26 protein-coding genes are annotated in these 23,051 nt (G+C 69.0%); 14 read left to right on the forward strand and 12 right to left on the reverse strand.

Translation table 11 applies throughout. The features are described from left to right. Positions 1-20 precede the first annotated feature (20 nt). The gene (locus tag ACRDSK_RS05810) at positions 21-749 is read right to left on the reverse strand and encodes a helix-turn-helix domain-containing protein (protein WP_431438893.1); all 729 of its coding nucleotides are present in this window, start codon (positions 747-749) and stop codon (positions 21-23) included. A 40-nt stretch (positions 750-789) separates the two neighbouring features. Then, positions 790-1,539, reverse strand: a complete 750-nt coding sequence (gene arsM, locus ACRDSK_RS05815; protein ID WP_431438894.1) for an arsenite methyltransferase — start codon at positions 1,537-1,539, stop codon at positions 790-792. 70 nt (positions 1,540-1,609) lie between these two features. On the opposite strand from arsM, the gene ACRDSK_RS05820 reads away from it, so the two are divergent. Then, complete coding sequence (locus tag ACRDSK_RS05820) at positions 1,610-1,972, forward strand: ArsR/SmtB family transcription factor (protein ID WP_431438895.1); 363 nt, start codon at positions 1,610-1,612, stop codon at positions 1,970-1,972. 45 nt (positions 1,973-2,017) lie between these two features. Here the strand turns inward: ACRDSK_RS05820 and ACRDSK_RS05825 are convergent, their stop codons facing one another. Beyond that, positions 2,018-2,422, reverse strand: coding sequence for an arsenate reductase ArsC (locus ACRDSK_RS05825; RefSeq protein ID WP_431438896.1), 405 nt, complete (start codon positions 2,420-2,422; stop codon positions 2,018-2,020). Between the two features lie 129 nt (positions 2,423-2,551). Next, a complete protein-coding gene (locus tag ACRDSK_RS05830) occupies positions 2,552-3,193 on the reverse strand; it encodes an arsenate reductase ArsC (protein WP_431438897.1) in 642 nt (213 codons plus the stop codon). Between the two features lie 119 nt (positions 3,194-3,312). On the opposite strand from ACRDSK_RS05830, the gene ACRDSK_RS05835 reads away from it, so the two are divergent. From ACRDSK_RS05835 to ACRDSK_RS05870, 8 genes are all read left to right on the forward strand, one after another. Then, a complete protein-coding gene (locus ACRDSK_RS05835; protein WP_431438898.1) occupies positions 3,313-3,687 on the forward strand; it encodes an ArsR/SmtB family transcription factor in 375 nt (124 codons plus the stop codon). A 218-nt stretch (positions 3,688-3,905) separates the two neighbouring features. Next, positions 3,906-4,847: a PstS family phosphate ABC transporter substrate-binding protein gene (locus ACRDSK_RS05840; RefSeq protein ID WP_431438925.1), complete on the forward strand. Its 942-nt coding sequence runs from the start codon at positions 3,906-3,908 to the stop codon at positions 4,845-4,847. Next, the gene (gene pstC / locus ACRDSK_RS05845; protein ID WP_431438899.1) at positions 4,844-5,818 is read left to right on the forward strand and encodes a phosphate ABC transporter permease subunit PstC; all 975 of its coding nucleotides are present in this window, start codon (positions 4,844-4,846) and stop codon (positions 5,816-5,818) included. The genes ACRDSK_RS05840 and pstC overlap by 4 nt, the downstream gene beginning before the upstream one ends. Beyond that, positions 5,818-6,717 (forward strand): phosphate ABC transporter permease PstA, encoded by a 900-nt coding sequence (gene pstA / locus ACRDSK_RS05850; RefSeq protein ID WP_431438900.1) that lies wholly within the window; start codon positions 5,818-5,820, stop codon positions 6,715-6,717. Before pstC ends, pstA begins: the two co-directional genes overlap by 1 nt. A 142-nt stretch (positions 6,718-6,859) precedes the next feature. Further along, positions 6,860-7,654, forward strand: a complete 795-nt coding sequence (gene pstB / locus ACRDSK_RS05855; RefSeq protein WP_431438926.1) for a phosphate ABC transporter ATP-binding protein PstB — start codon at positions 6,860-6,862, stop codon at positions 7,652-7,654. 75 nt (positions 7,655-7,729) lie between these two features. After that, complete coding sequence (locus ACRDSK_RS05860; RefSeq protein ID WP_431438901.1) at positions 7,730-8,527, forward strand: response regulator transcription factor; 798 nt, start codon at positions 7,730-7,732, stop codon at positions 8,525-8,527. A gap of 30 nt (positions 8,528-8,557) precedes the next feature. Continuing rightward, positions 8,558-8,947 (forward strand): ArsR/SmtB family transcription factor, encoded by a 390-nt coding sequence (locus ACRDSK_RS05865; protein WP_431438902.1) that lies wholly within the window; start codon positions 8,558-8,560, stop codon positions 8,945-8,947. A 112-nt stretch (positions 8,948-9,059) separates the two neighbouring features. Continuing rightward, entirely contained in the window at positions 9,060-9,812 is a 753-nt protein-coding gene (locus ACRDSK_RS05870) for an aquaporin (protein WP_431438903.1), read from the forward strand. A gap of 81 nt (positions 9,813-9,893) precedes the next feature. On the opposite strand, the gene nhaA is transcribed toward ACRDSK_RS05870, so the two are convergent. From nhaA to ACRDSK_RS05895, 5 genes are all read right to left on the reverse strand, one after another. Further along, on the reverse strand, positions 9,894-11,210 hold the full coding sequence (gene nhaA, locus ACRDSK_RS05875) for a Na+/H+ antiporter NhaA (RefSeq protein WP_431438904.1): 1,317 nt from the start codon (positions 11,208-11,210) through the stop codon (positions 9,894-9,896). A gap of 221 nt (positions 11,211-11,431) precedes the next feature. Continuing rightward, positions 11,432-12,388: an anti-sigma factor RsbA family regulatory protein gene (locus ACRDSK_RS05880; RefSeq protein ID WP_431438905.1), complete on the reverse strand. Its 957-nt coding sequence runs from the start codon at positions 12,386-12,388 to the stop codon at positions 11,432-11,434. Beyond that, a complete protein-coding gene (locus ACRDSK_RS05885; RefSeq protein WP_431438906.1) occupies positions 12,385-12,681 on the reverse strand; it encodes an STAS domain-containing protein in 297 nt (98 codons plus the stop codon). The genes ACRDSK_RS05880 and ACRDSK_RS05885 overlap by 4 nt, the downstream gene beginning before the upstream one ends. A 562-nt stretch (positions 12,682-13,243) precedes the next feature. Next, complete coding sequence (locus ACRDSK_RS05890) at positions 13,244-13,777, reverse strand: hypothetical protein (RefSeq protein ID WP_431438907.1); 534 nt, start codon at positions 13,775-13,777, stop codon at positions 13,244-13,246. After that, on the reverse strand, positions 13,774-15,192 hold the full coding sequence (locus ACRDSK_RS05895) for a LuxR C-terminal-related transcriptional regulator (RefSeq protein ID WP_431438908.1): 1,419 nt from the start codon (positions 15,190-15,192) through the stop codon (positions 13,774-13,776). The genes ACRDSK_RS05890 and ACRDSK_RS05895 overlap by 4 nt, the downstream gene beginning before the upstream one ends. 280 nt (positions 15,193-15,472) lie before the next feature. Between ACRDSK_RS05895 and ACRDSK_RS05900 the strand changes: the two genes are divergently transcribed. Further along, positions 15,473-17,083, forward strand: a complete 1,611-nt coding sequence (locus ACRDSK_RS05900; RefSeq protein WP_431438909.1) for a peroxidase family protein — start codon at positions 15,473-15,475, stop codon at positions 17,081-17,083. On the opposite strand, the gene ACRDSK_RS05905 is transcribed toward ACRDSK_RS05900, so the two are convergent. Beyond that, positions 17,061-17,756 (reverse strand): hypothetical protein, encoded by a 696-nt coding sequence (locus tag ACRDSK_RS05905; protein ID WP_431438910.1) that lies wholly within the window; start codon positions 17,754-17,756, stop codon positions 17,061-17,063. The two genes, ACRDSK_RS05900 and ACRDSK_RS05905, sit on opposite strands and share 23 nt — an antisense overlap. Positions 17,757-17,981: 225 nt before the next feature. Here ACRDSK_RS05905 and ACRDSK_RS05910 point away from each other — a divergent pair, with 225 nt between their 5' ends. Continuing rightward, positions 17,982-18,410 carry a GlcG/HbpS family heme-binding protein gene (locus ACRDSK_RS05910; protein WP_431438911.1) on the forward strand — a complete coding sequence of 143 codons (429 nt, stop codon included), beginning with the start codon at positions 17,982-17,984 and terminating at the stop codon, positions 18,408-18,410. A 19-nt stretch (positions 18,411-18,429) separates the two neighbouring features. After that, positions 18,430-19,008: a TetR/AcrR family transcriptional regulator gene (locus tag ACRDSK_RS05915; RefSeq protein WP_431438912.1), complete on the forward strand. Its 579-nt coding sequence runs from the start codon at positions 18,430-18,432 to the stop codon at positions 19,006-19,008. A gap of 141 nt (positions 19,009-19,149) precedes the next feature. Here ACRDSK_RS05915 and ACRDSK_RS05920 read toward each other — a convergent pair whose 3' ends face one another. Then, entirely contained in the window at positions 19,150-19,914 is a 765-nt protein-coding gene (locus ACRDSK_RS05920) for a hypothetical protein (RefSeq protein ID WP_431438913.1), read from the reverse strand. Then, on the reverse strand, positions 19,911-20,822 hold the full coding sequence (locus tag ACRDSK_RS05925; RefSeq protein ID WP_431438914.1) for an ABC transporter ATP-binding protein: 912 nt from the start codon (positions 20,820-20,822) through the stop codon (positions 19,911-19,913). The genes ACRDSK_RS05920 and ACRDSK_RS05925 overlap by 4 nt, the downstream gene beginning before the upstream one ends. A gap of 109 nt (positions 20,823-20,931) precedes the next feature. On the opposite strand from ACRDSK_RS05925, the gene ACRDSK_RS05930 reads away from it, so the two are divergent. Together ACRDSK_RS05930 and ACRDSK_RS05935 are read left to right on the forward strand one after the other, a co-directional pair. Beyond that, positions 20,932-22,308, forward strand: coding sequence for a sensor histidine kinase (locus ACRDSK_RS05930; RefSeq protein WP_431438915.1), 1,377 nt, complete (start codon positions 20,932-20,934; stop codon positions 22,306-22,308). Positions 22,309-22,312: 4 nt separating this feature from the next. Continuing rightward, positions 22,313-22,957 carry a response regulator gene (locus ACRDSK_RS05935; protein ID WP_431438916.1) on the forward strand — a complete coding sequence of 215 codons (645 nt, stop codon included), beginning with the start codon at positions 22,313-22,315 and terminating at the stop codon, positions 22,955-22,957. Positions 22,958-23,051: the final 94 nt, after the last annotated feature.

Below are 23,051 nucleotides of genomic sequence, written 5' to 3' on the forward strand. Positions count from 1 at the left end.
GAGTCGCGCTGCGCCGACCGTCATGCCGGCCGGTTCTGACGTGTCCTTCGGGCCGGTGTCGAGCGCGGAACTCGCCTGACGGTCGGGGAGAGGCGGAGTACCCGTTCGGTCAGGGAGTCCACGGTCTGGTCGAACGCCTCGTCGGTGCCGGCGGCGGCGGGATCCGCGATCGACCAGTGCAGGCGGCGCAGCCCGGTGTCCAGCGCCTCGTGCGCTGCGTCGCACACCGCGACGACCAGATCGTCCGGACGAAGCACCTCGCCCACCCGGCGTGGCGCGGAGGTACGGATGGGCAGCTGGTGACGCCGTGCCGCGGCGATCGCGCCGGGGTGGATCCGCGGCGCCGGGTCGGTGCCCGCGGAGGTCGCCGGTACCTCGCTGTGCCGGCGCCACAGCGCAGCCGCCAGCTGAGAGCGGGCCGAGTTGTGCGTGCAGACGAACACCAGCCGCGGCGCGGTGCGCGCCGGAGCCGGGGCCGGGGTCAACGGTCCCAGCTTGGTATCGACCGCGCTGAGGTAGATCCGCCGCTGGTCACCCGCCGACCGCGATCGGCGGATCAGTCCCACCTTCTCGAGCACGCCAAGGTGGTGTGCCACCAGGTTCGACGGCATCGACAACAGTGTCGCCAGCTCTGAGGGCGCCGCATCGGCGACCTGCAGTAGGTCCATGATGGACAGACGCGCGGGGTCGGCCAGGGCGGCATGGATCGCCACCCGGCGTTGCAGATCCGCGCTTGTCTCAGCTGTCACTGAGCCAATATCTACTGAGGCGGGTGCGTGCTTGTCAACGTCAACCGGTCGGTGGCTTACGGGCATGGACGATCGCCGAGTGCATCGCGTCCGCGGCCGCGTGGGTCGGCGTGATGTCGATGGCGGTGAAACCGGCCGCGGCCAGGCCGGTCCGGTACTCGGAGAAGGACGCGGCACCCGCTAGACAGCTGACGTACGCGCCGCGTTCGGCGCGCTGGGCTGGGGTCAGGTGGTCCTCGGCAAGGATGTCGCTGACGCCGAAACGTCCGCCGGGGCGCAGGACGCGGAAGGCCTCGGTGAACACGGCGGGCTTGTCGGTGGACAGGTTGATCACGCAGTTGGAGATGATCACGTCGACGGTGTTCGCGGGGAGCGGGACGGCTTCGATCGTGCCCTTGAGGAACTCGACGTTGGTGGCGCCGGCCTCGCGTGCGTTGGCGACGGCGAGCGCGAGCATCTCGTCGGTCATGTCCAGCCCGTAGACCTTGCCGCTCGGGCCGACCCGCCTCGCGGAGAGCAGTACGTCGATGCCGCCGCCCGAGCCCAGGTCGAGCACCGTTTCGCCCTCGCGGAGCTCGGCTACGGCCAGCGGGTTGCCGCAGCCGAGACTGGCGGCGAGCGCGTCAGCGGGCAGGGCCGTCCGGTCGCTGAGCTCGTAGGCGGTACCGGCCGGCGAACAGGAGTCGCCACACGAACTGTCGCAGCAGCTCGCATCGGAGCCGGTGCTCACGGCGATGGCCGCCGCCGCGTAGCGGTCGCGGACCTGTTCGCGCAGCTCGCTGTCGTTCATGCGGCACCGCCTTGTTTAGATGGTTGTCTAACAGCTTGCCGGTTGATTCGACGTACGTCAAGATAGAGGTGTGTCGAATCGAGAACTGATCGACCAGCAGCTGGATGCGTGCTGCGCGCCACTGGACCACGAGCCGCTCACACCCGGCCAGGCGGATGTACTGTCCCGCGGGTTCAAGGCAGTGGGCGATCCGATCCGGCTCCGGCTGCTGTCGCTGATCGCGTCCACCGAGGGTGGCGAGGCGTGCGTGTGTGACCTGACCGGCGCCTTCGCGCTGACCGGGCCGACGATCTCCCATCACCTCAAGGTGCTGCGCGAGGCCGGCCTGATCACCGGCGAACGTCGGGGCACCTGGGTGTACTACCGCGCGGTCCCGGACGCCATGCGCCGGCTCGCGGCCGTGCTGATGCCCGCCGAGGAAGCAGTCGCCTGAGGCACCGTCTCAGCGTCGTCGAACTCGTGACTGGTATGTGAGAGCTCAGGTGTCGAGAAGTTCGGCGAGGAGGCCGCGGATGCGGCGGTCGATGTCGTCTCGGATCGGGCGCACGGCCCCGACGCTCTTGCCGGCCGGATCCACGAGGTCCCAGTCGAGGTAGCGCTTGCCGGGGAAGATCGGGCAGGCGTCGCCGCAGCCCATGGTGATCACCACGTCGGCCGCCTCCACATCCGCCGTGGACAGCTTGGCGGGGATCTCGGCGGCGATGTCCAGGCCCCACTCGGCGAGGGCCTCGGCCGCGGCCGGGTTGACCTTCTCGGCGGGCTCGGAGCCGGCGGAGCGGACCGCGACCCGGCCGAGCGCGTGGTGCTGCAGCAGGGCGGCGGCCATCTGCGAGCGCCCGGCGTTGTGAACGCAGACGAACAGGACCTCGGGCGTGTGGGCCACCGTGTACTCCTCGGATCGGCGCGGGCTCCTGTTTCGATAGTGCCCGATCGAAGTGAACACTGTGGAACTCCGGTGGTGGCATTCCGGTGGTGGCATTCCGGTGGTGGAGCTCAGGAGGTGGTGGCGCCCTCAGCCGTCGAGGAGCTCGGTGAGCAGACTGCGCACCCGCCTGTCGAGGTCGTCCCGGATGGGCCGGACCTGCTCCAGCGGCCTGCCGAGTGGATCGGCGACCTGCCAGTCGAGGTAGCGCTTGCCGGGGTAGACCGGGCAGGTATCGCCGCACCCCATGGTGACCACGACGTCGGCGGCCCGCACCACCTCGTCGGTCAGCGGCTTGGGGTAGGCCTCGGCCAGACCGACACCGAGCTCGGCGAGGGCGGTCGTGACGGTTTCCGGGATGGCGCCCTGGGGCTGGGAGCCGGCCGAGCGGACGGTGACCTTGCCGAAGGCGTGGTGGTCCAGCAGCGCGGCGGCCATCTGCGAGCGGCCGACGTTGTGCACGCAGACGAACAGCACCTGGGGCACGGTGACCCTGGTCAGACCCTGCTGGTGGCCGTAGTCGGTGAGCCGCTGCTTGGCGAACCGGCCGGTGAGAGTCACGAGATGGGTTTTGATCGTCGCGTGCTCGTCGAGCAGGGCGTGGGTCTCGTAGACGAACCTGGTCACCGTGTCCGATGCGAACACGCCGCGAAACGTGTCGGCGAGCTCGTCGGCGATACGGTCCAACTGGTCTGCCACGTGGCGGTGCGGCACATGCGGGGCGCTGGTCATCGGGGACCCCCTGCGGACATCCGACTGTATCGGCATCTTCCGATATAGCGAATCAGTCGGTCTGACCGCGTGTCAACGCTCGCATCGACTTCGACTGGTCGATGACCTACCCTGGCGTCGTGACGACCCCGACCGGGCGCGGGCTCGACCTCGTCGAGAGCTGTGGGACCCGGCCGCGCATGCCGTTGAGCTGCGCAATCCCGGATTCGGAGGCCGTTGCGATCGCCGCCGTGTGCAGGGCCATGAGTAGCCGGGTCCGGCTGCGGCTGCTCGCGGCGATGCACGCCGCTCCGGCAGGCGAGGCGTGCGTGTGCGACCTCGTCGACGTGGTCGGGTTGAGTCAGTCGACGATGAGTCATCATCTTGCCGTGCTGGTCGACAGCGGACTCGTGCGCCGGAAGCGAAGCGGCACCTGGGCCTGGTACGCGCTCGTGCCCGAGCAGTTCGACGCCGCGCACGCGTTGCTCGCGAGACCGAGTGCGCTGGTCGACTGACCGACCCGCCGCTGGAGCGAGATTCTTCAATCCGAGTCGTCAGCTTCACCTCGCGTTCACGCGGCGTTTAGAACGAAACTATTGGATTCAGTCGTTCCTTGACCGAGGGGCACCCGAACGTCCCGACCGCGGTCGGGGTTCCTACGCAGGAGGCAATCCAAGTGACCATCCGCCAACTCTCGCGGGCGCGTGCCGCGGCCGGTGTTTTCGCCACTGTTGTGGCAGCCGGACTGACCTTGTCCGCCTGCGGTGGCTCCGATGACGGCGGTAGCGGTGGCTCCGGTGGTGGCGAGGGCGAGACCGTCTCGGGGGCGGTCGTGATCGACGGGTCCAGCACGGTCGAGCCGCTGTCCTCGGCGGCCGCGGAGCTGTTCATGGAGGAGAACCCGGACGCCAACGTCACCGTCGGCACGTCCGGAACCGGTGGTGGGTTCGAGAAGTTCTGCGCCGGGGAGACCGACATCTCCGACGCGTCGCGCCCGATCAAGGACTCCGAGATCGCCATCTGCAAGGAGAACAACATCGCCTACACCGAGCTGTTGGTGGGCAACGACGCGCTCAGCGTCGTGGTGAACAACGAGAACGACTGGGCCAACTGCCTGACCGTCGAACAGCTCAAGAAGATCTGGGAACCGGACTCCAAGGTGAAGAACTGGAACCAGGTGGACCCGTCGTTCCCGAACGAGCCGCTGGAACTGTTCGGCGCAGGCTCGGACTCGGGCACCTTCGACTACTTCACCGAGAAGGTCAACGGCGAGGAGGGCGCCAGCCGCACCGACTACAACCCCACCGAGGACGACAACGTCACGGTGCAGGGTGTGTCGGCGACCAAGGGCGCGCTGGGCTACTTCGGCTACTCCTACCTCGAGGCGAACGCGGACAAGCTCAAGGCGGTCGAGATCGACGGGGGCGGCGGCTGCGTCGCGCCGTCGGCTGAGACGGCCCAGGACCAGAGCTACACGCCGCTGTTCCGGCCGCTGTTCATCTACGTCTCCGACGCCGGCTTGAAGAAGCCGCAGGTGGTTTCCTTCGCGGAGTTCTACCTGGAGAACAACCCCGACATCGTCGAGGTCGCGAAGTTCATCCCGCTTACCGACGACCAGATCAAGACCGCGCAGTCCGAGCTCGCCGACCTGAAGTCGAAGGCCGGCAGCAAGTGACCACTGGTCCAGTCACGGCGGGCTCCCCCGGAGCGGGGGGCCCGCCGCCGCCCGACACCCCGCTCGACCTGAGCACACAACGCAGCCGGATCGGCGAGCGGATCATCAAGGTCCTGCTGGCCGCCTCGGCGTTGTTGTCCGTGGTGATCACGGCGGGCATCGTGGTGTCGCTGCTGGCCCCGTTGGGCACGTTCTTCAGCAACGTCGGCATCGGCGAGTTCCTCTCCGGCACCAGCTGGACCGCCGGGTTCGGCGACAAGGCGTCGTGGACCGACAAGGACTGGGGCGTGCTGCCGCTGGTGCTCGGGACGCTGACCACGACCGTGATCGCGTTGCTGGTCGCGGTGCCGCTCGGCCTCGGCGCGGCGATCTACCTCTCCGAGTACGCCAACCGGCGGGTGCGCAGGGTCCTCAAACCCATCCTGGAGATCCTCGCTGGCGTGCCGACGGTGGTCTACGGCGTGTTCGCGCTGCTGTTCTTGACCCCGATCCTGCGGGACCTGCTGGGCGCGGGCATCTTCAACAACCTCTCGCCGGGCATCGTGATGGGCTTCATGATCATCCCCACGGTGGCGTCGCTGTCCGAGGACGCGATGTCCGCGGTGCCGGCAGCGCTGCGCGAGGGCTCCTACGCGCTAGGTGCCAACCGTATGCAGACCACGCTGCGAGTGGTGTTCCCGGCGGCGCTGTCGGGAATCGTCGCCGCGATCGTGCTCGGCATCTCCCGCGCGGTCGGCGAGACGATGATCGTCGCGATCGCGGCTGGCAACCAACCGCAGTTCACTCTGGATCCGCTGGTGGGTGCGCAGACGATGACCGGGTTCATCGCGCAGGTCGCGAGCGGTGACGCACCGCAGGGCAGCCCGGTGTACTACTCGCTGTTCGCGGTCGGCGCGCTGCTGTTCATCCTCACGCTGTTGATCAACGCGATCAGCATCTGGCTGGTCCGCAAGTTCAGGCAGGCCTACTGATGAGCCTCACCCTCTCCCCGCCGGCCGGCACCGAGCGACTCACCCGCGGCAGCCGAACCGACGTGCGGTCCGCGGTGTTCGCGGCCCTGCTGTGGCTGTGCCTCACCGTCGCGTGCGTGTTCCTGCTCATCGTGCTCGCGGTGATCGTCTCCGAGGGTTGGCACCGGTTCGACGCCAACCTGATCGGTAACCAGCCCTCGCGGCTGCGCCCGGAGACCGCTGGAGTGCAGTCGGCGATCCTCGGCACCTTGTGGGTGATGGGCGGCACCATCGTCCTCGCCCTGCCGCTGGGCATCGGCGCGGCGATCTACCTGGAGGAGTACGCCGACGACACGAAGTGGTGGAACAGGCTCGTCGAGCTGAACATCCAGAACCTGGTCGCCGTGCCGTCGATCATCTACGGCATCCTCACGCTCGCGTTCGTGGTCCGCGGCCCGGTCTCCGTCGGCGCGGTCATCATCGCCGCGTCGGTCGCACTCGCCCTGCTCATCCTTCCCGTGGTGATCATCACCACGCGGGAAGCGCTGCGTGCCGTGCCTCGGGAGATCCGCGACGCGTCGCTCGCACTCGGTGCGACCCAGTGGCAGACCACGTGGCGACAGGTTCTGCCCGCCGCCGTGTCCGGCATCGCCACCGGCGTGATCCTCGCGCTGTCCCGCGCCATCGGCGAGGCCGCACCGCTGATCCTGGTCGGTGCCACGGTGTTCGTCACCGTCAATCCCGAAGGAGTGCTCGACCGCTACACGGTGTTGCCGGTGCAGATCTACCGCTTCGTGTCACTGCCCGGCATCGAGATGGAGCAGCTCCTCTGGTCCACGATCCTGCTGCTGATGATCATCCTGCTCGTGATGAACGGGCTCGCGATCTGGCTGCGCAACCGATTCCAGCGACGCTGGTGACCACCGTGACAAATCCCGAGAGGACCCCAGCCCGATGAGCCGAGCGGAGCACACACGCGTGACCGACGATCAGCGAGCATCCGAAGTAGACGATCAGGGCGAGCGGCTGTTCGTCGAGATTGCCCACCACCAGACGCCCCGGATGCCGATCTCCGAGCCGGACGGGGTGATCACCACGCACGAACTCGGTGTCAGCTACGGCGACTTCCTCGCCGTCAGCGACGTAGAACTCGCGTTCGGCAGCAAGGAGATCACCGCGCTCATCGGCCCGTCCGGGTGCGGTAAGTCCACAGTGCTGCGCTGCCTGAACCGGATGAACGACCTCATCCCCGGCGCACGGGTGCACGGCCGGATCACCTACCACGGCATCGACATGTACGGCCCGGACGTCGACGTGATCGAGCTGCGCCGCCGTGTCGGCATGGTGTTCCAGAAGCCCAACCCCTTCCCCAAGTCCATCTACGACAACGTCGCCTACGGCCCGCGGGTCACCGGGATGAACGTCGAGAGCATGGACGCCGTCGTCGAGCAGGCGCTGCGCGGCGCCGCCCTGTGGGAGGAGGTCAAGGACAAGCTCAAGCAGAACGCCTACGGACTGTCCGGCGGCCAGCAACAGCGGCTGTGCATCGCCCGTGCCATCGCCACCTCCCCCGAGGTGATCCTCATGGACGAGCCCTGCTCAGCGCTCGACCCGATCGCCACCGCCAAGATCGAGGACCTGATGAACGACCTGGCCACCTGGTTCACGATCATCATCGTCACGCACAACATGCAACAAGCCGCCCGCGTCTCCCAGCGCACCGCCTTCTTCACCGCTGAGGCCGACGAACAGGGCAACCGCATCGGGCGCCTGGTCGAGTTCGACACCACCGAACACATCTTCGCCAACCCGAGCGACCGGCGGACCGAGGCCTATATCACCGGTCGATTCGGCTGAACCGCCATGCCGGGGACCCTCACCCAGGGGTGGGAATCGGACAACACCCAGTTCCACGCGCGGCGACGTGGCTGCATGGCGGCCCGCGCGCGTACGCAGGACCGGCTCGCCGTGCTGCTCGTCGAGCACGACACCGACATCGCGCACGAGCTGATCGACGCGTTCGTCGGGCAGCCGGTCGAGGTGCACCTGTGCACCGACCCAGCCGTGGCGTTGCTGCAGGTCGGCCGCACCTGCCCGGACGCCGTCGTGCTCGGGCCCGCGTCGGGTCGGCTGGGCGCCGCGGAGTTCCTGTCCATCGTCCGCGAGGTCGACCGCGAGCTGCCGATCATCGTGGGCGCCGGCGCCGGATCCGGTGACCTCGCCGCCCAAGCCGCGGAGCTGGGGGCCACCGCCGTCGTCCAGCGTCCGTACCCGGCGCGACGGTTGCTCGGCCTGCTCCGTTCGTTCGCGCGGGAACCCGACGAGGTGGAACTGCGACCGATGGTGATCGACCTCGGCCGGCTCCGGATCGACGGCGCCGTGCCCCAGTTCTGGTTGGACGGACGCCTCGTGCAACTCCCGCCGCAGGAGTTCCTCCTCCTCCGCTACTTCGCCGAACGCGTCGGCGCCGTGCTGACACGCACGGAACTGAATCGGGCCGTGTGGGGCGACAAGCACGGCGTGAGCAGCAACAGCCTGACCGTGCACGTGATGCGACTGCGCAAGCGTCTCGGCGACCACGACCACGACCCGCGATGGATCAAGGTCATCCGAGGTCTCGGCTACCAGTTCACCGTCCCCTCCGCCGACACGCCAGACGACCAAGAGACCCGCAGCGTTCCTGCTCAGGCCACACCCGCCAAGCGTTCACCGGACGTTCATACTGGTTGAGCACCATGTCATCATGACGCAGGCGAGGCCGTGCTCGAGCGCAGGAACGGGGTGGTACTGCTGGATGCGTTGCCCGGTGAGGACAACCCCGCCCACCCCGACGCCCACCTCGACGCTCTTGCCGACGCCGCGCCCCTGTTCAAGGCCCTGTCCGACCCGATCCGGGTCAAGCTGCTCGCCCTCGTCCGTCAGACCCCGACCGGCGAAGCCTGCTTCTGCGACCTCGCAGACGAGTTCGACATGCCGCAGTCCACGCTCTCGCACCACCTGAAGATCCTCGTCCAGGCTGGCCTGCTCTCCCGCGAACGACGTGGCACCTGGAGCTGGTACCGCGTCCGCCCCGAACCCCTGGACCTCATCTCCGCCCTACTCCAGCCCGGCGGTCCGTTCCGTGACGACCCCCACCGCGCCGCCCCCTGAGTACTGCGGGTAGCGACATCACCACCATGAACGATGGGCAGCCGCGCCCTCGTCCGCCTGTCCTGACACGATTCGCAGCATCCGTCCACGTTCGTGCACAAATGGAGAGTCCATGGGCCGATTGGCTCGCAAAACGTTCGCCGAGTTCCTCGGCAGCCTGCTGCTCGCGACACTGGTCATCGGCTCCGGCATCGCGGCCCGACGCCTCTCACCCGGTGATGTCGGCCTGCAGCTGCTGGAGAACGCCGCCGCGACCGCCGTCGGTCTCTACGCACTGATCCTGATGTTCGGTCCGGTCAGCGGTGGGCACTTCAACCCGGTGGTGTCACTGGTAGACGCCGTGCTCGGTGGACTGTCCTGGCGAGAGCTGGCGGCCTACGCACCGGCCCAGCTCAGTGGCTGCGTCGCCGGCGCGGTACTGGCCAACGCCATGTTCGAGCTCGATCCGGTCAGCATCAGCACCACCCACCGGGCCAGCGCCGCACACGGACTGTCCGAGTTCGTCGCGACTCTCGGACTCGTCCTACTGATCTTCGCCCTCGTCCGCACCGGTCGCGTCGAGCGAGCCCCCGCCGCGGTCGGCGCCTACATCGGCGCGGCCTACTGGTTCACCTCCTCCACCAGCTTCGCCAACCCCGCGATCACCACAGGCCGCATGTTCAGCGACACCTTCGCCGGCATCGCCCCGTCCTCGGCACCGCTGTTCATCCTCACCCAACTCGCCGGCGGGGCAGCGGCGATCCTCCTGCTGCTCGTGCTCTACCCACACACCACACCAGCCCAGGCCGAGACCGCCGTGCTGCCACACCCGCACCTCGACGACACCCCGGCAGGCCCGGGCCTCGTCCGAGACCCCGGCCGGTGATCTCCATCAGCCTCCGAGACACATCGGCCAGGTGTCCGTGGCGGTTGGCTGCTCTGGCGGCCGAGCGGGCGGTCTGAGCGCTCAGGTTCGTTGGTACACGTCGGGAATTCCGTCCTGGTCGGTGTCGCGTTCCTCTTCGGCGCACACGCGGCGGTAGACGCGGTTGCGGGTGCGGAGCACCACGGCGGCGAGCAGTGCCGCGGTCGCCGACCCGAGCAGTACGCCGATCTTCACGTCGGCGTCCCAGTCCGAGCCGGTGCCGAAGGCCAGTTCGCCGATCAGCAGTGAGACGGTGAACCCGATGCCGGACAGTAACGCGAGGCCGAGCACGTCCCACCAGCTGAGTCCGTCGGCGAGTTGGGCGCGGGTGAAGCGATGGACCAGGAAGGTGGCGCCGAACACTCCGAGGGCTTTGCCCAGCACCAGGCCGGCGATGACGCCGATGGTCACCGGCTGGCCGAGCGCGGCGCCCAGCCCGCCGGAGTCGGCGATCGACACTCCGGCGGCGAAGAACGCGAACACCGGCACGGCCACGCCCGCCGACAGCGGCCGCCACCGGTGCTCGAAATGCTCGGCAAGACCCGGGCCCTCTCCCTCGGCGCGCCGTCGCACCGGCACGGCGAACCCGAGCAGTACGCCGGCCACCGTGGCATGCACGCCGGACTCGTGCACCAGTACCCAGGTCAGCAGGGCCAGCGGCAGCAACAGCCACCACGACCGCACCCGCTTCTGCACCAGAACGGTGAGCAACGCCAACGGCACCAGGGCGAGCAGCAGCGGCAGCACCGCGAGGTCGGCGGTGTAGACCACGGCGATGACCACGATGGCGACCAGGTCGTCGACCACCGCCAGGGTGAGCAGGAAGACGCGCAGCGCCGCGGGCAGGTGCGTGCCGATCAGTGCCAGTACGGCCAGCGCGAACGCGATGTCGGTTGCCGTTGGTATCGCCCAGCCCGTCAACGTCTCGGGCGAGCCGAGGTTCACCACGGCATAGGCCACGGCCGGCAGCGCCATGCCACCCACCGCGGCGGACACCGGCAGCACCGCTTGACGTAGGTGCCGCAGGTCACCGGCGACGAACTCGCGTTTGACCTCGAGCCCGGCCACGAAGAAGAAGATCGCCAGCAGCCCGTCGGCGGACCACTGCGCCAGCGTCAGGTCCAGGTGCAGCGCAGCAGGACCCACCCGCACATCGCCGAGCGCGAAATACGCCGCCCGCCATGGCGAGTTCGCCCATACCAGCGCCGCGACCGCGGCCACCGCGAGCAATACGCCGCCGACCGTCTCCGCGCGGAGGATGTCGCCGATGCGTCGTACTTCCGGCCAGGAGCCGCGACCGAGCAGCAACCGGCGCGACGACGAGGCGGGCTGCTGAGCAGAGTGACGAGAGTTGCGCACGAGACTCCAGCGGTCGACAACACGGACTGCCGACCAGACTTCCCGGCTCTCCCACGTCTCACGCTGCCTCAATCACCAGCCCGACGCAAGTCACATCGGACGCCGCTCGCGCCCTCGCGGTCACCGTCATCGATCCTCGGCGCAGTCCAGTCTGCTGAACCTGGTCGGCTTCTTGTCCCCGTCGGCCGTGCCACGACCGGGTCGTGCCATGGGCGGGTGGTTCAGATGTGGAAGTGGGCGCGCAGGGTCGTGCCGTCGTTGTGGGTGTGCACTCGGACGAGGTCGGCGAGGTGGTTGACGAGCAGCAGGCCGCGGCCGCGGGTTTGGCCGGGGCGAGCGGGACGGCGTCCGGCCAGGGGGTCGGTGAGCAAGCCGTGGTCGCGGACCTCGAGGACGAGTTGACCGTCGCTGGTCCAGAGCCGCATCGTGCCCGAGCCGCCGCCGTGATCGATGCTGTTGGCGAGCAACTCGGTGACCACTAGCTCTACGTCGACGATGCGGTCGTCCGGCATGCCGGCGTCGCCGGCACGGGTGCGGGCCAGCCGTCGACCCTGCGCGACGTCCGCGGCGGTCGCGACCTCGACAACCAGGGGCGACTCGGCCGGTTCGGGCAGGGTTCGGTTGTAGGTGGCGACGATCTGGTCGGGGGAGTATGCGCGGCTGTCCCGTTGCCCGTTGCCGTCGATGAGGACCGGGTGGGTCGCTTCGGCATCCGCCAGCACGGTCGGGGTGAGCCGGTCGGCGTCGTAGGGGCACAGGATCGTCACATCTCGGCCCGTGAACGCCATGTTGATCAGCGCCTCGTGCTGGACACAGGCCGGATACTCCAGTTCCGATCGCATCGGCCAGATCGGCTCCCCGATGATGCGTACCGGCTGATCGGCGTGAGCGTCGGCGAAGGTCCGCAGCACGCCAGGGATGATCCGGCCGGGATTGCGGCCCGCCTGAGTCATGTCCAACAGCCGTATCCGTTCGGCGTCCGGCCCGAGCTCGGCGCGCAGCAGCTCGAGGTTGCCACCGGGTACGGCCACCGCCACCGCGTCGCCGGCGGCGAGCCCGTCCCGCACGAACGGCACGGTCCCAGCCAGGTACTCCGCCTTGCCCCGGTAGAACAACGCCGGGTGCACGAACGGCTCGGCCGGGGACACCTCAGCCGGAGCAGGGGCGGCTGCGCTCATTCCGCCTCCTCGTCCTCGATGGTGATCACGGGCAGCTCGCCCGGCCACAACATGTCCAGTATGCGCCGCAGGCACAGCGGCGGCCGGTACAACGTCAAAGTCGTGTCGGACGTCATCCGCTGCGCGGCAGCGACCAACGCGGCCGCTCCGTACGCGTCGATGAACGACAGTCCGGACAGATCCAGCCGCGCGGAGGTGTCGGCGGCGAGCAGCGACTCCAACGCGCGCTCCCACCTGCGGTGGGTCGTCAGGTCGACCTCGCCGAGCACGCTCAGCCCCTGCCGACCGGGCAACCGAACGACCTGCAGAAAAGGATCACCGAGGTGAGCCGTGTCGGCAGGCCCACCCGGATGGACGTGCCTGATGTTCCCCGACTCGGCCATCACCGCAGCCTACTGCCCTCGTACTGCCTAGGGCCGAGGATCCGGCCGGACCCGGCTCGAGTCCGGAAGATCGCCAGCGGCGCCGCCACCTGCAGGCGCATGGCATCCGCGTGCCGCCGCGTGCGAACGGTATGCCGATGGGCGTTCACGGTCAGGACGACGACACGAGACGTTTCGAGGATCAGGCCGTCGCGGCTCGTCGGCGTGCGGACGAGGCCGGGAACCGGGTGGTCGAGTTACGGGCTTGGCTGGCACGGGTGCCCGGACCGACTGGCTCACCTTCCGCAGCCCGGCCGGGCGACCGCGAACTGGCTGGTGATGCCGTCGTCAACGCCCGTGAGCGGGCGGACGTGGCGGCGCGTCGTTTGCGGCATGCGATCGCGAGGCATCGGACGTGGTCGGGTGAACCTTCCCCGAGCTCGGACGGGACGTCTTCTGAACACGTCGGACTAGTTCTCCGGCCGCGGCGGAGTCAGTACGTCGGATCCAGTGTGGGCGTGCTGAGGTCCGGGTTCGTTGACGGGGCCGGCGTCGTCCCGGTACCGGTCGGGTCCTCTGTGGACGTCGTGGTCGAGTCCGGCGTGCAGACGGCGGCCGCGTCGCCGAGCGAGGTGAGTAGGTCGTTCGCGGCCGTCCGCAGCCCGGCGGTGTCGACCGGCCGCGCGGCGAGCGCGTCACGCGCCCGTGCGAGAGCCTGCCCGGCCTCGTCCAGGTCCGCGGCGGCGTCGGGTCCCACGGCCGCCTTGACCTCGTCGAACGAGTCGGACAGGCCGTCCGCCGCGGCGCGCAACTGTCGGGCAGTCGAGTCGCCGTCGGCCAGCCGGACGACCCGGCTGAGGAACTCGTTCGCCTTGTCCGCGACGTCGACGCACTCCGGCCTGACGGTAACCGGAGCGGCGTGCTCAGTCGCCGTGGTCTCCTTGTTCGGCCGGTCGTTCGCGCTCGAGGTGCAGCCGGCGAGGAACAGCCCCGCGCAGAGCACCGCGACGAGAAGTCGACTGGTCATGATGACCCTGATGCTTGCGGTACCAGTGGAGGACGACTAGGTCGAGGGCTCGGCACAGGCGGGCGGCCGGCGTCGAGCAGGCCCAGCCGGTTGGCGACGGTCAGAGCTTCGGCCCGGTTGCGCACGCCCAACTTCCGGAACAACCGGGACTGCGTGTTCTCCACCGTCTTCGCCGCGATACCCAGCTCCCTGGCGGTCTGCCGAACGGTGTGACCGCACGCGATCGAGCCGAGGACGTCGGCCTCGCGGGTGGTCAGCGCCGCCGGCACGGTCGGACCGTCGGAGAGCCGCGTGGCCATCCAGCCGGTCATGTTCTCCAGGTGCGCGGCGTCCATCGCGACGTAGCCGCGCACCACCGCGGACAGCACCGACGCCAGATCGTCGATGTGATCGAGATGGACGACCGCGCGCGCACCATGCGACAGCATGTCCACGAGAGTCGGCAGATCGGGATGCCTGGCGAGCACCACGACGATGTACGCGCCGGCAATCGGCGGCACCGCCCAGGCTTCGTGCGTTGGGTCGACCAGCACCCACACCATCGGCCCCCGCTGCCAGCGCGCCCAGTGCTCCTCCTCGAGCGACTCCGGTATCGGGTTGTGCACCCACGGGATCCTCGCCAGAAGGAGCCTGCACAGCACCCCGTCGGTGCTGGGACCCTGCCCGTGCACCACCGTGAGCAGGGCGCGGCCCCGCTCCCTGCGGTCGACGATCCGGTGCGGACCGCCCGCCGGCGGGTCGATCAGGCCGAGCGCGCTGGCCCGGAAGACGGCGTGGCGCGAGCTGCCGACATTGAGCTTCAGGTACAGCCGCCGCTTGTGGTTCTCCATGGTTCTCGGGCTGATTCCCAGTAGGCCGGCCATCTCCGCGACGCTGTGCCCGCAGCTCATCAGCGACACGATCCGCATGTCGTACTCGGTGAGCGCGCGGGCGTCCGGCTGCAAGTGGTCGACGGGATCGGCACGTTCAGACAGCGGACGCAGCACGGCGTGCAAACCGCGAGAGGAGGGCACGAGCATCGTGATGTCGGCACGCACCGCGGCCTCCAGCGCCGAAGGCGCCGCCTCGGCGTAGGTGACGACGATCTCGGTGGCCGGCGCGGCCAGCCGTGCCCGGCGCAGTGCCTCCACCGCCGGTAGGTTCAGCTCAACCACGTCCACCAGTGCGGCGTCCGGCCGGCGGAGCACGCACAGCTCGGCGAGTTCCTCGATACGACCGGTCTGTCCGACCACGATGAACTCCGGTCGCCCGGCGAGATAAGCACAGAGCACGTCACGCACCAGCCGGCGGCGTGCCTTCACGACGATGCGAATCGCTGTGGTCCTCATGCGACCCCATTTCAGGGAACCGGAACCTACTGCGTCGCTCCCCGAAACGGCCGCGAAACGTACAAAGTGTACGACCGGGCCGGTCATGTGGTCGACACCTGACGTTTACCAACTAGCTGAGTACTGCTGCACTTGCATCCGGCTCGGCGAATGCACGAGCCGCCTCTGGGCCGACTGGAGCCGTCGGCGCCCGTCGCAAACTTCGCTCCCCCCAAGGGAATTTGACAAAATCGATTCAAGCTTGCGCGACTCCAGGGTGCTCTCCAAGATGTCAGTGGAGGAGTGACGCAAAGCCGTGCCAAACCCTCCTCTTCCCCCTGCTCTTTCTGTTTCATTTGCCCTCTACCAAATGGAGTTGAGGGAACTCATGCCTGCATCGAACCCAGAAGTCGAGAACCACTCAACGACGTTGGACCGCCGCCGCTTCCTCGGTGGTGTCGGCGTCGGCGTCGCCGGCGCGGCGAGCTCCCTGTTCCTCAAGGACGTCGAGGCACGTGCCGAACAGGTCGAAGGCCCCACCGTCACCGCGGCACCGGATCCGCGGTTCAGTCGCATGTTCCAGCTCCCCGCGTTCGCCGATCCGCGGTCGAGCGCGGTCCGCGCCGCGATGTCCGACATCGGCAAGCTCGGCGGGCTGATGGACGCCCGGGATCCGTTGAACGAGGGCCCGGTGCGGCTGATCACCATGCCTGAGCTGAGCCCGCGCAACATCGACCAGAACATCGCCAACATGACGGCCGGCACCACGTTCGTCGGCCAGTTCCTCGACCACGACATCACGTTCGACAACAGCTCGCCGCTCGGCACGCCGGCGGAACCGACCGCGACGCCCAATGTGCGCGACGCCCGGCTCGACCTGGACTCGGTGTACGGTGGCGGTCCGTCAGTCACCCCGGAGATCTACAACTCCAGCGACCGGGCGAAGTTCCTGGTCAGCAGCGGCGGGCGGTTCGAGGATCTGCCGCGCTACGCCAGCAACCTGTCTGCGGCCATCGTCGATCCGCGCAACGACGAGCACCTGATCATCGCCGGGCTGCACGCGGCGTTCCTGCTGGCGCACAACAGGACCGTCGACCACCGCCGGGCCAACAACCTGCCGGGAGACGTCTGGTTCTACTCCCGGCGCACGATGATCCACCACTGGCAGTGGATCGTGGTCAACGAGTTCCTGCCGCAGATCGTCGGCCGGCCGCTGGTCGACGACATCCTGCGCAACGGCCGGCGCTGGTACCGGTTCAGCAGGCCCGCGATGCCGGTGGAGTTCCAGACCGGTTCGTACCGGTTCGGGCACAGCCTCGTGCGGCCCTCCTACCGGGCGAACCGGGACGGGGATCCGGGTGGCAACCCCGACACCGGTGCGCCCGCGTTCTTCGGGTTCATCTTCGACCCGGCAGGGGAAGGGCAGTCCGACCCGGTCGACCTCCGTGGTGGCGCACGGGCACGCCGTCGGTTCATCGGCTGGGAGACGTTCTTCAACTTCGGCGGCGCGTTCACCCAGCACGTGCGGCCGAACAAGCTGATCGACACCAACATCTCGTCGCCGCTGTTCCGGCTGCCGCTCGGGGCGATCCCCAGCCGTGACGCGCCGATTTCCTTGGCGCAGCGCAATCTTCTGCGGCACCTGACCTGGTCCCTGCCCTCGGGACAGCGGATCGCGGCGGCGACCGGGTCCCCGGTGCTCAGCTCCGCCAACTTCCAGGAACTGCGCACGTACAACCTGGGCCTCGATGCCAGCACGCCGTTGTGGTACTACGTCCTGCGCGAGGCTCAGGTGGTCAACAACGGCGTGCGGCTGGGCCCGGTCGGCGGGCGCATCGTCGCGGAGACGATCATCGGCCTCCTGCAGCTGGACGAGTTCTCCTACCTCAACAGCGGGTTCCGGCCGACCCTGCCGAGCCAGACGTCCGGCACCTTCAGAATGACCGACCTGTTGCGCTGGGCCCGGGTCGATCCGATCAGCCGCGGGACGGCACCATGATCCCGCCTGACTGACGAACGTCGTCGACTTCGATCGTCCCGAAAGGACGGATACGCCGACGGTCCACTCGCGCACCGGGACAACCGTCGACGCGGGGTGCGGCACCTGCGCGGTCCGCACCGGGTCGTCGAGCTGCTCGGCCACCTGCCGCCTGCGGTCCGCCGCGAAGCGAGGGCATGCCGTCGCCGGATTCGTCGCCGAGCAGGTCAGCCAGCGTGGCCATCGCCGCCCGGCGAGCCCCGCAGCCGCCGACAGGCTCAGGCCTCGCCAGTTTCGCAGTGGTGGTGAGTGCCCGCCTGGCGGCGGTGCGAATCTTCGCCACTCGCGGATCGGGAAGGGCATGGCGGACCGAATCCGACCCGGCGGCGCCGGTCGCGCCGAACACGGCGATGCGTAGACCGGTCACGGCCGGGGCGCCTCGGCTGGGCGGAATCGGTCCCGAATGGGTGCGGTACAGCGCGGTGAGCAGGATCGCGTAGGTGAGGTACTCGAGGCTCATGTCGACGAAGCGAGATTCGTTGGTCAGATAGCCGAATGTCTCGATCGCGCACATCGTGGCCAGCGTGGCGTAGGACGTGGCCATCGCGGTCGGGGTGGTCGGCCAGCGGCGCAGGTAGCCGGCCAGGAATACCGACCCGGTGCCGAGCATGAGTAGCCAGTGGACGACGAGCACGCCTGCGGGTAGGTCGGGGTTGGCGACTGCGGGCCACGGCCAGGAGGGACGTGTCAGTTCGACCAGGCCGACGACCGCCCACAGCGCGACTGTCGTGTGTACCGCCAGCAGCAGGGCGCCGAGCAGGGCGTGTGTGCGAGCTCTCACGACAGTGGACACGGAACGAGCATTACAGGAATAATCGTTCCGGTCAACACGCGAACTCCGATGTGGAAGGTCGTTCCGATGAACGCTGTCGTCACCAAACCGAGTATCAGCCAGGACGCCGCGGCGAGCATGATGCTCGCCGCGGTCGCCAAGGCCAGGGAGTTGAGCATCGCGCAGGCGGTCGCGGTCCTGGACGACAGCGGGGTGCTCAAGGCGTTCGTCCGGATGGACGGGGCCGCACTGGTCGCCGTAGACGTCGCCCAGCGCAAGGCGTTCACCGCGCTGTATGGCCTGCCTTCGCACGCGCTGTTCGACGCGATCAAGGGCGACCCGGCGCTGCTCACCTCGATGCCGCTCGTGCCGCGGTTCACCATGATCGGTGGCGGATTCCCGATCACCGTCGACGATGTCATCGTCGGCGCCATCGGCGTGAGCGGCGGCACCGTCGATCAGGACATCGAGTGCGCCCGAGCCGCCCTGCACGCGCTCGACGCGGCGGCCAGCTGACCGGCGGTACTGTGCTGCCGTGGTGAGGCCCCGTTCCCGCGAGAAGGACGAGCAGATTCTGCTCGCCGCGACGGCGTTGTTCGCCGAGCACGGCTACCCGCTGGTGGCCGTGGCGGACATCGCCGCGCGGGCCGGGGTCGGGCTGAGCACGCTCTACCTACGGTTCTCGAGCAAGGAGGCGCTCGGCAACGCGGTGTACCAGCACTGCAAGCGGACCTGGGCACGGTCGACGTTGGACAAGGTGCCAGCCGGCGCTCCGCCCGCCGACCAGTTCCGCGCCTACTGGGACCACCTGCACCGCTTCGCCAAGACCCACCGTGACGAGGCGTCCTACGCCGAACGCCGCCCCGCCGGACACGCGCTCGACGCCGAGACGACCGCCCTGCTCGAGGAGCTGCACGCCCGCTCCACACGGCTGGTCGACTCCTGGACCGTATCGTCGGCCGACCCGCTCAGCCACGAGGTCGTCGCCGCCCTCATCCACGGCACCTTCTGGCAGATCTACGCACTGCCGGTGCCGGCTCGCCGCCGCGCCACACTCCTGCGCCAGGCCCGCGACACGATCTGGAACGCCATCACCCACCAACAGCACCCATGACGTTCTCTTCGGTCGAACTACGCGTTTGGAACCCGCACTGTCCACTGTGGGAGCTCAGCACGTGATGCGGGGCACCTTCCCCTCGACAAGTACACCGAACGAACCCAGGGCAGCATCGGGCTGAAGGCGCGAAGCGCCGGGTCAGGCGTCGCGGTGGGTGAACGTCGTCCAGGCGGCCGCCAGGACGATTGCGACGAACGTCGCGAGAACACCGCCGGACACCCACCGCCCGAAGTACTCGGCGTAGACCTCGCCGCCGGTGTAGAGCAGCCGTTGACCGGCTGTGAACGGGAGGAACTTGATGGCGGGCCCCAGCCAGTGCAGCACCGGGACGTAGCTCAGGCTGGTGATCAGCTGTTCGACGATCAGCGGTACGACCAGGATCACCGCCAGCGCCACCGGCACGCTGCGGAAGAGCTGTGCCAGCGCCGCGCCCAGTATCGTCCACAGTGGAACCAGGACGACGTAGCCGGGTAGCGCCTCGTCGAGCGGCCAGTGTGTCAGCCCGGGGACCTCGCCCCAGACGGTCAGTACGGCGGCGATGTTGGCGAGCAGGGACACGACCGCCACGACCAGCGCCGTTGCGGCCAGCACGGCGACCTTGGCGGCGAGCACCGTCGAACGCCGTGGCACGGTGGTCAACGTCGGCTGGATCGTGCCGTACCGGTACTCGTGACCGGTGGCGAGGATGCCCACGACCGCAAGGAAAACCGCGGCGAACGGCACCGGCAGATCGCCGCCGCCGCCGGTCAGGGCCGCGCCGACGATCTCGTGGGTGAGCGGGTCGGTGGTGACGGCGACCGCGAACGCGCCGGTGAGGTTGAGGAGCAGTGCCGAGGCGATGAGCCAGTAGGTGGAGCGGAGGGTGCGGATGCGCACCCATTCGAACCGCAGTGCATCGCTCACTCGACACCTCCGGCCACGTACTCCTCGGCTGCCGCGGTGGCAGTGATGAACGCGGCTTCCAGGGACGCGGTCTGGGTGGTCAGCTCTCGCACCATGATGTTGTTGCGGTAGGCCACCTCGCCGACGTCGCCCATCGCCATGCCGGACACCCGCAGCGCACCGTCGCCGAGGGCGTCGACGGTGACGTCGCCCGCGCCACGCAGCGCTGCCGCGAGCCGGTCGGCCTGCGGGCAGCGGACCAGGACCGTTGACCGCGTGAACTCGCGAACGAATCCCTCGAGGTCGCCGTTGTAGATCATCGCGCCGCGACCGATGACGACGAGCTCGTCGGCCATCAGCGACATCTCCGACAGCAGGTGGCTTGAGACGAAGATGGTGCGGCCCTCGGCGGCCAGCGACTTGAGCACGTCGCGCAGCCAGTGGATGCCGTGCGGGTCGAGACCGTTGGCCGGTTCGTCGAGGATGAGCGTCGGCGGGTCACCCAGCAACGCCTGAGCCAGCCCGAGCCGCTGCGCCATGCCGAGCGAGAAACCCCTGGGCTTCTTGCGTTTCACCTCTGCCAGACCGACGAACTCGAGCACCTCGTCGGCCCGCGACGCGGCGATGCCGCTGCCCGCGGCGAGCATGCGCAAATGGTTTCGCGCCGATCGGGTGGGGTGGAAGGCCTTGGCCTCGAGCACCGCGCCGATCTCTCTCGTGGGGTGCCGGATGGCGGTGAAGCGGCGGCCGTCGAACAGCGTCTCGCCACCCCCGCGGTCAAGGTCGAGCATGAGCCGCATGGTGGTGGACTTGCCGGCCCCGTTCGGGCCGAGGAAGCCCGTCACCATGCCGGGACGGACCTCGAAGGACAGGTCGTCTACGGCGACCGTGTCGCCGTAACGTTTGTGCAGTGCCGTAGCGGTGATCACGGCGTCGACGCTAGGAAGCAGACCGTGCCGGGGCATCGGTCTTCCGTCAGGCAGGCACCCTGACTTTCGTCAGAGGCACCGCATCCGTCCCGGTTTGTATCGTGAGCCTGTGCGATACCGGCGTGCGAACCTGACCTGGGCGCCGCTGCTCGTCCTGTCAGCTGGGCTGTCCTTCTCGGCAGTGCTGACGTTCGACGGCGGCGGCTGGCTGTCGTTGCCGATGGCCGCTCTTGCGTATCCGGCGGGTCGGCGGATGGCGTCCCTCCCGCTCGCGTTGTGGGTCTTCACCGCCGTGACGTTCACCGGTCTCGTGTTGGCGTTCTGGCGCTCGACCGACCCGCTCTCGAACTGGCTGTCGGTGATGTTCGTGGAGTTCACCGCCGCGGTGCTGCCGTGGTGGTTCGGCCGCTACCGGCGTCTGCGCGCCGAGCAGCGGGAGCGCGAGCGGGACATCGTCGCCGAGCAGGCCCGGCTGCGCGAGCGGGCCCGGATCGCACAGGACATGCACGACTCGCTCGGCCACGAGCTGGCGCTGGTCGCGCTGCACGGTGGTGCACTGGAGCTCGCGACAGGTCTGACCGACGAGCAGCGCGTTGCCGCCGGTGAGCTGCGCGCCGGCGCTGTCCGGGCCACCAACCGGCTGCACGACATCGTCCAGGTGCTCGGCAGTGCGAACGCCACGGCCGGCCTGCAACCGGCGGACGAGAGCATCGACGACCTGATCCTGCGGTCCGCCGCGGCCGGCATGCGGGTGCGGCTTCGGCACGACGGGTCGCTCCCCACCTGGGCGCCGATGACGAGCCAGGCAGTTCACCGCGTGGTCCAGGAGTCGCTGACCAACGCTGCCCGACACGCGCCGGGGGCGCAGGTGACCGTCACGGTCACCCGGCAGGACACCGGCACCCGGATCGAGGTCGTGAACGACGCGGCGGTGCGACCGGGTGGTGGCACGGGAACCGGCCAAGGGCTGATCGGGTTGGACGAGCGGGTCCGGCTCGTCGGCGGCCGGCTGGACGCGGGTCCGTGGCCGGACGGCGGTTGGACGGTGACCGCGGTACTACCCGATGGCATGGCGCAGCCGTGGCGGGGCGAGGACAGCCAGTCCGGCTTCGAACTCGGGGCCAGCAAGCGGCAGACCCGTCGCCGGCTGCTCCAGACCGCGGCGCTGCCGGTCGGCGTCGGGCTCGCGCTGATCGCGGCGCTCGTCGCCGTGCAGGTAGCCACCGTGACGCGGACCGGGCTCGCGCACGACCAGTACGACAAGCTGCGACCCGGCCAACAGCTGACGGACATCGCGGAGCTGCTGCCGCCACGCGACATCGGCCGGGAGCCGAGGGTGATCGCCTCGCCGCCGCCACGGCCGGCCGACGCGAGCTGCGTCTACTACCAGGCCGGCGATGGCTTGCTGGACCTCGGCCCGGAGGTTTACCAGCTCTGCTTCGTGGACGGGATGCTGGTCTCGAAGAACCGACTGGAACGAGCGTAACGCGATGATCCAGGCACTGGTGGCCGACGACGAGGCCATGGTCCGCGCCGGCATCCGAGCGATACTGGCCACCGACGGCAGCATCGAGGTCGTCGCCGAGGCCGCCCACGGGCACCAGGCCGTCGAGCTGGTGTGCGCGCATCGCCCGCACGTGGCGCTGCTGGACATCCGGATGCCCGGCCTCGACGGCCTGGCCGCGGCTGACGAGATCGCCGCTGTCGCGCCGGCGACGAAGGTCATCATGCTCACCACGTTCGGACAGGACGACTACATCGCGCACGCACTCGGCAGCGGCGCGGCAGGCTTCCTGCTCAAAGCCTCCGACCCACGCGAGCTGATCACCGCCGTCCACGCCGTCGCCGCCGGGGCTGCGTTTCTGTCACCGGCCGTCGCCCACCGCGTCATCCGCAACTACCGCACCGTGGGTGTCTCGGCAACACAGGCACGGCAGCGAGTGGCGACACTGACCGAACGCGAACGCGACGTACTCGCACTGCTCGGCGCCGGGCGCTCCAACGCCGAGATCGCCAACACCCTCTACATCGTCGAGGGCACGGTGAAAGCCCACGTCAGCGCCATCCTCGACAAACTCGGCGCACGCAACCGGGTCCAGGCCGCCATCCTCGCCTACGAGGCCGGGCTGACCTGAGTCGCTTCGCGAGCCTGTCTATTGGAATGGTTGCACCGGTGATGCCGCCCGGTAGCAGGCTCAGCACGTGCACGCCGTGAGGTCCGTGTTCGTC

This window comes from Actinophytocola sp. (assembly GCF_050699915.1).
In the GTDB taxonomy this organism is placed as follows: Bacteria; Actinomycetota; Actinomycetes; order Mycobacteriales; family Pseudonocardiaceae; genus Actinophytocola.

Bases quoted from the DNA above. Each gene is read 5' to 3' on its own strand.
- ACRDSK_RS05860 (WP_431438901.1), top strand. From the start codon at position 7,730: ATGGCGGCCCGCGCGCGTACGCAGGACCGGCTCGCCGTGCTGCTCGTC.
- ACRDSK_RS05880 (WP_431438905.1), bottom strand. From the start codon at position 12,388: ATGAGCGCAGCCGCCCCTGCTCCGGCTGAGGTGTCCCCGGCCGAGCCG.
- ACRDSK_RS05890 (WP_431438907.1), bottom strand. From the start codon at position 13,777: ATGACCAGTCGACTTCTCGTCGCGGTGCTCTGCGCGGGGCTGTTCCTC.
- ACRDSK_RS05910 (WP_431438911.1), top strand. From the start codon at position 17,982: ATGAACGCTGTCGTCACCAAACCGAGTATCAGCCAGGACGCCGCGGCG.
- ACRDSK_RS05830 (WP_431438897.1), bottom strand. From the start codon at position 3,193: ATGACCAGCGCCCCGCATGTGCCGCACCGCCACGTGGCAGACCAGTTG.
- pstB (WP_431438926.1), top strand. From the start codon at position 6,860: ATGCCGATCTCCGAGCCGGACGGGGTGATCACCACGCACGAACTCGGT.
- ACRDSK_RS05870 (WP_431438903.1), top strand. From the start codon at position 9,060: ATGGGCCGATTGGCTCGCAAAACGTTCGCCGAGTTCCTCGGCAGCCTG.
- ACRDSK_RS05900 (WP_431438909.1), top strand. From the start codon at position 15,473: ATGCCTGCATCGAACCCAGAAGTCGAGAACCACTCAACGACGTTGGAC.
- arsM (WP_431438894.1), bottom strand. From the start codon at position 1,539: ATGAACGACAGCGAGCTGCGCGAACAGGTCCGCGACCGCTACGCGGCG.
- pstA (WP_431438900.1), top strand. From the start codon at position 5,818: ATGAGCCTCACCCTCTCCCCGCCGGCCGGCACCGAGCGACTCACCCGC.
- ACRDSK_RS05935 (WP_431438916.1), top strand. From the start codon at position 22,313: ATGATCCAGGCACTGGTGGCCGACGACGAGGCCATGGTCCGCGCCGGC.
- ACRDSK_RS05895 (WP_431438908.1), bottom strand. From the start codon at position 15,192: ATGACCGGCCCGGTCGTACACTTTGTACGTTTCGCGGCCGTTTCGGGG.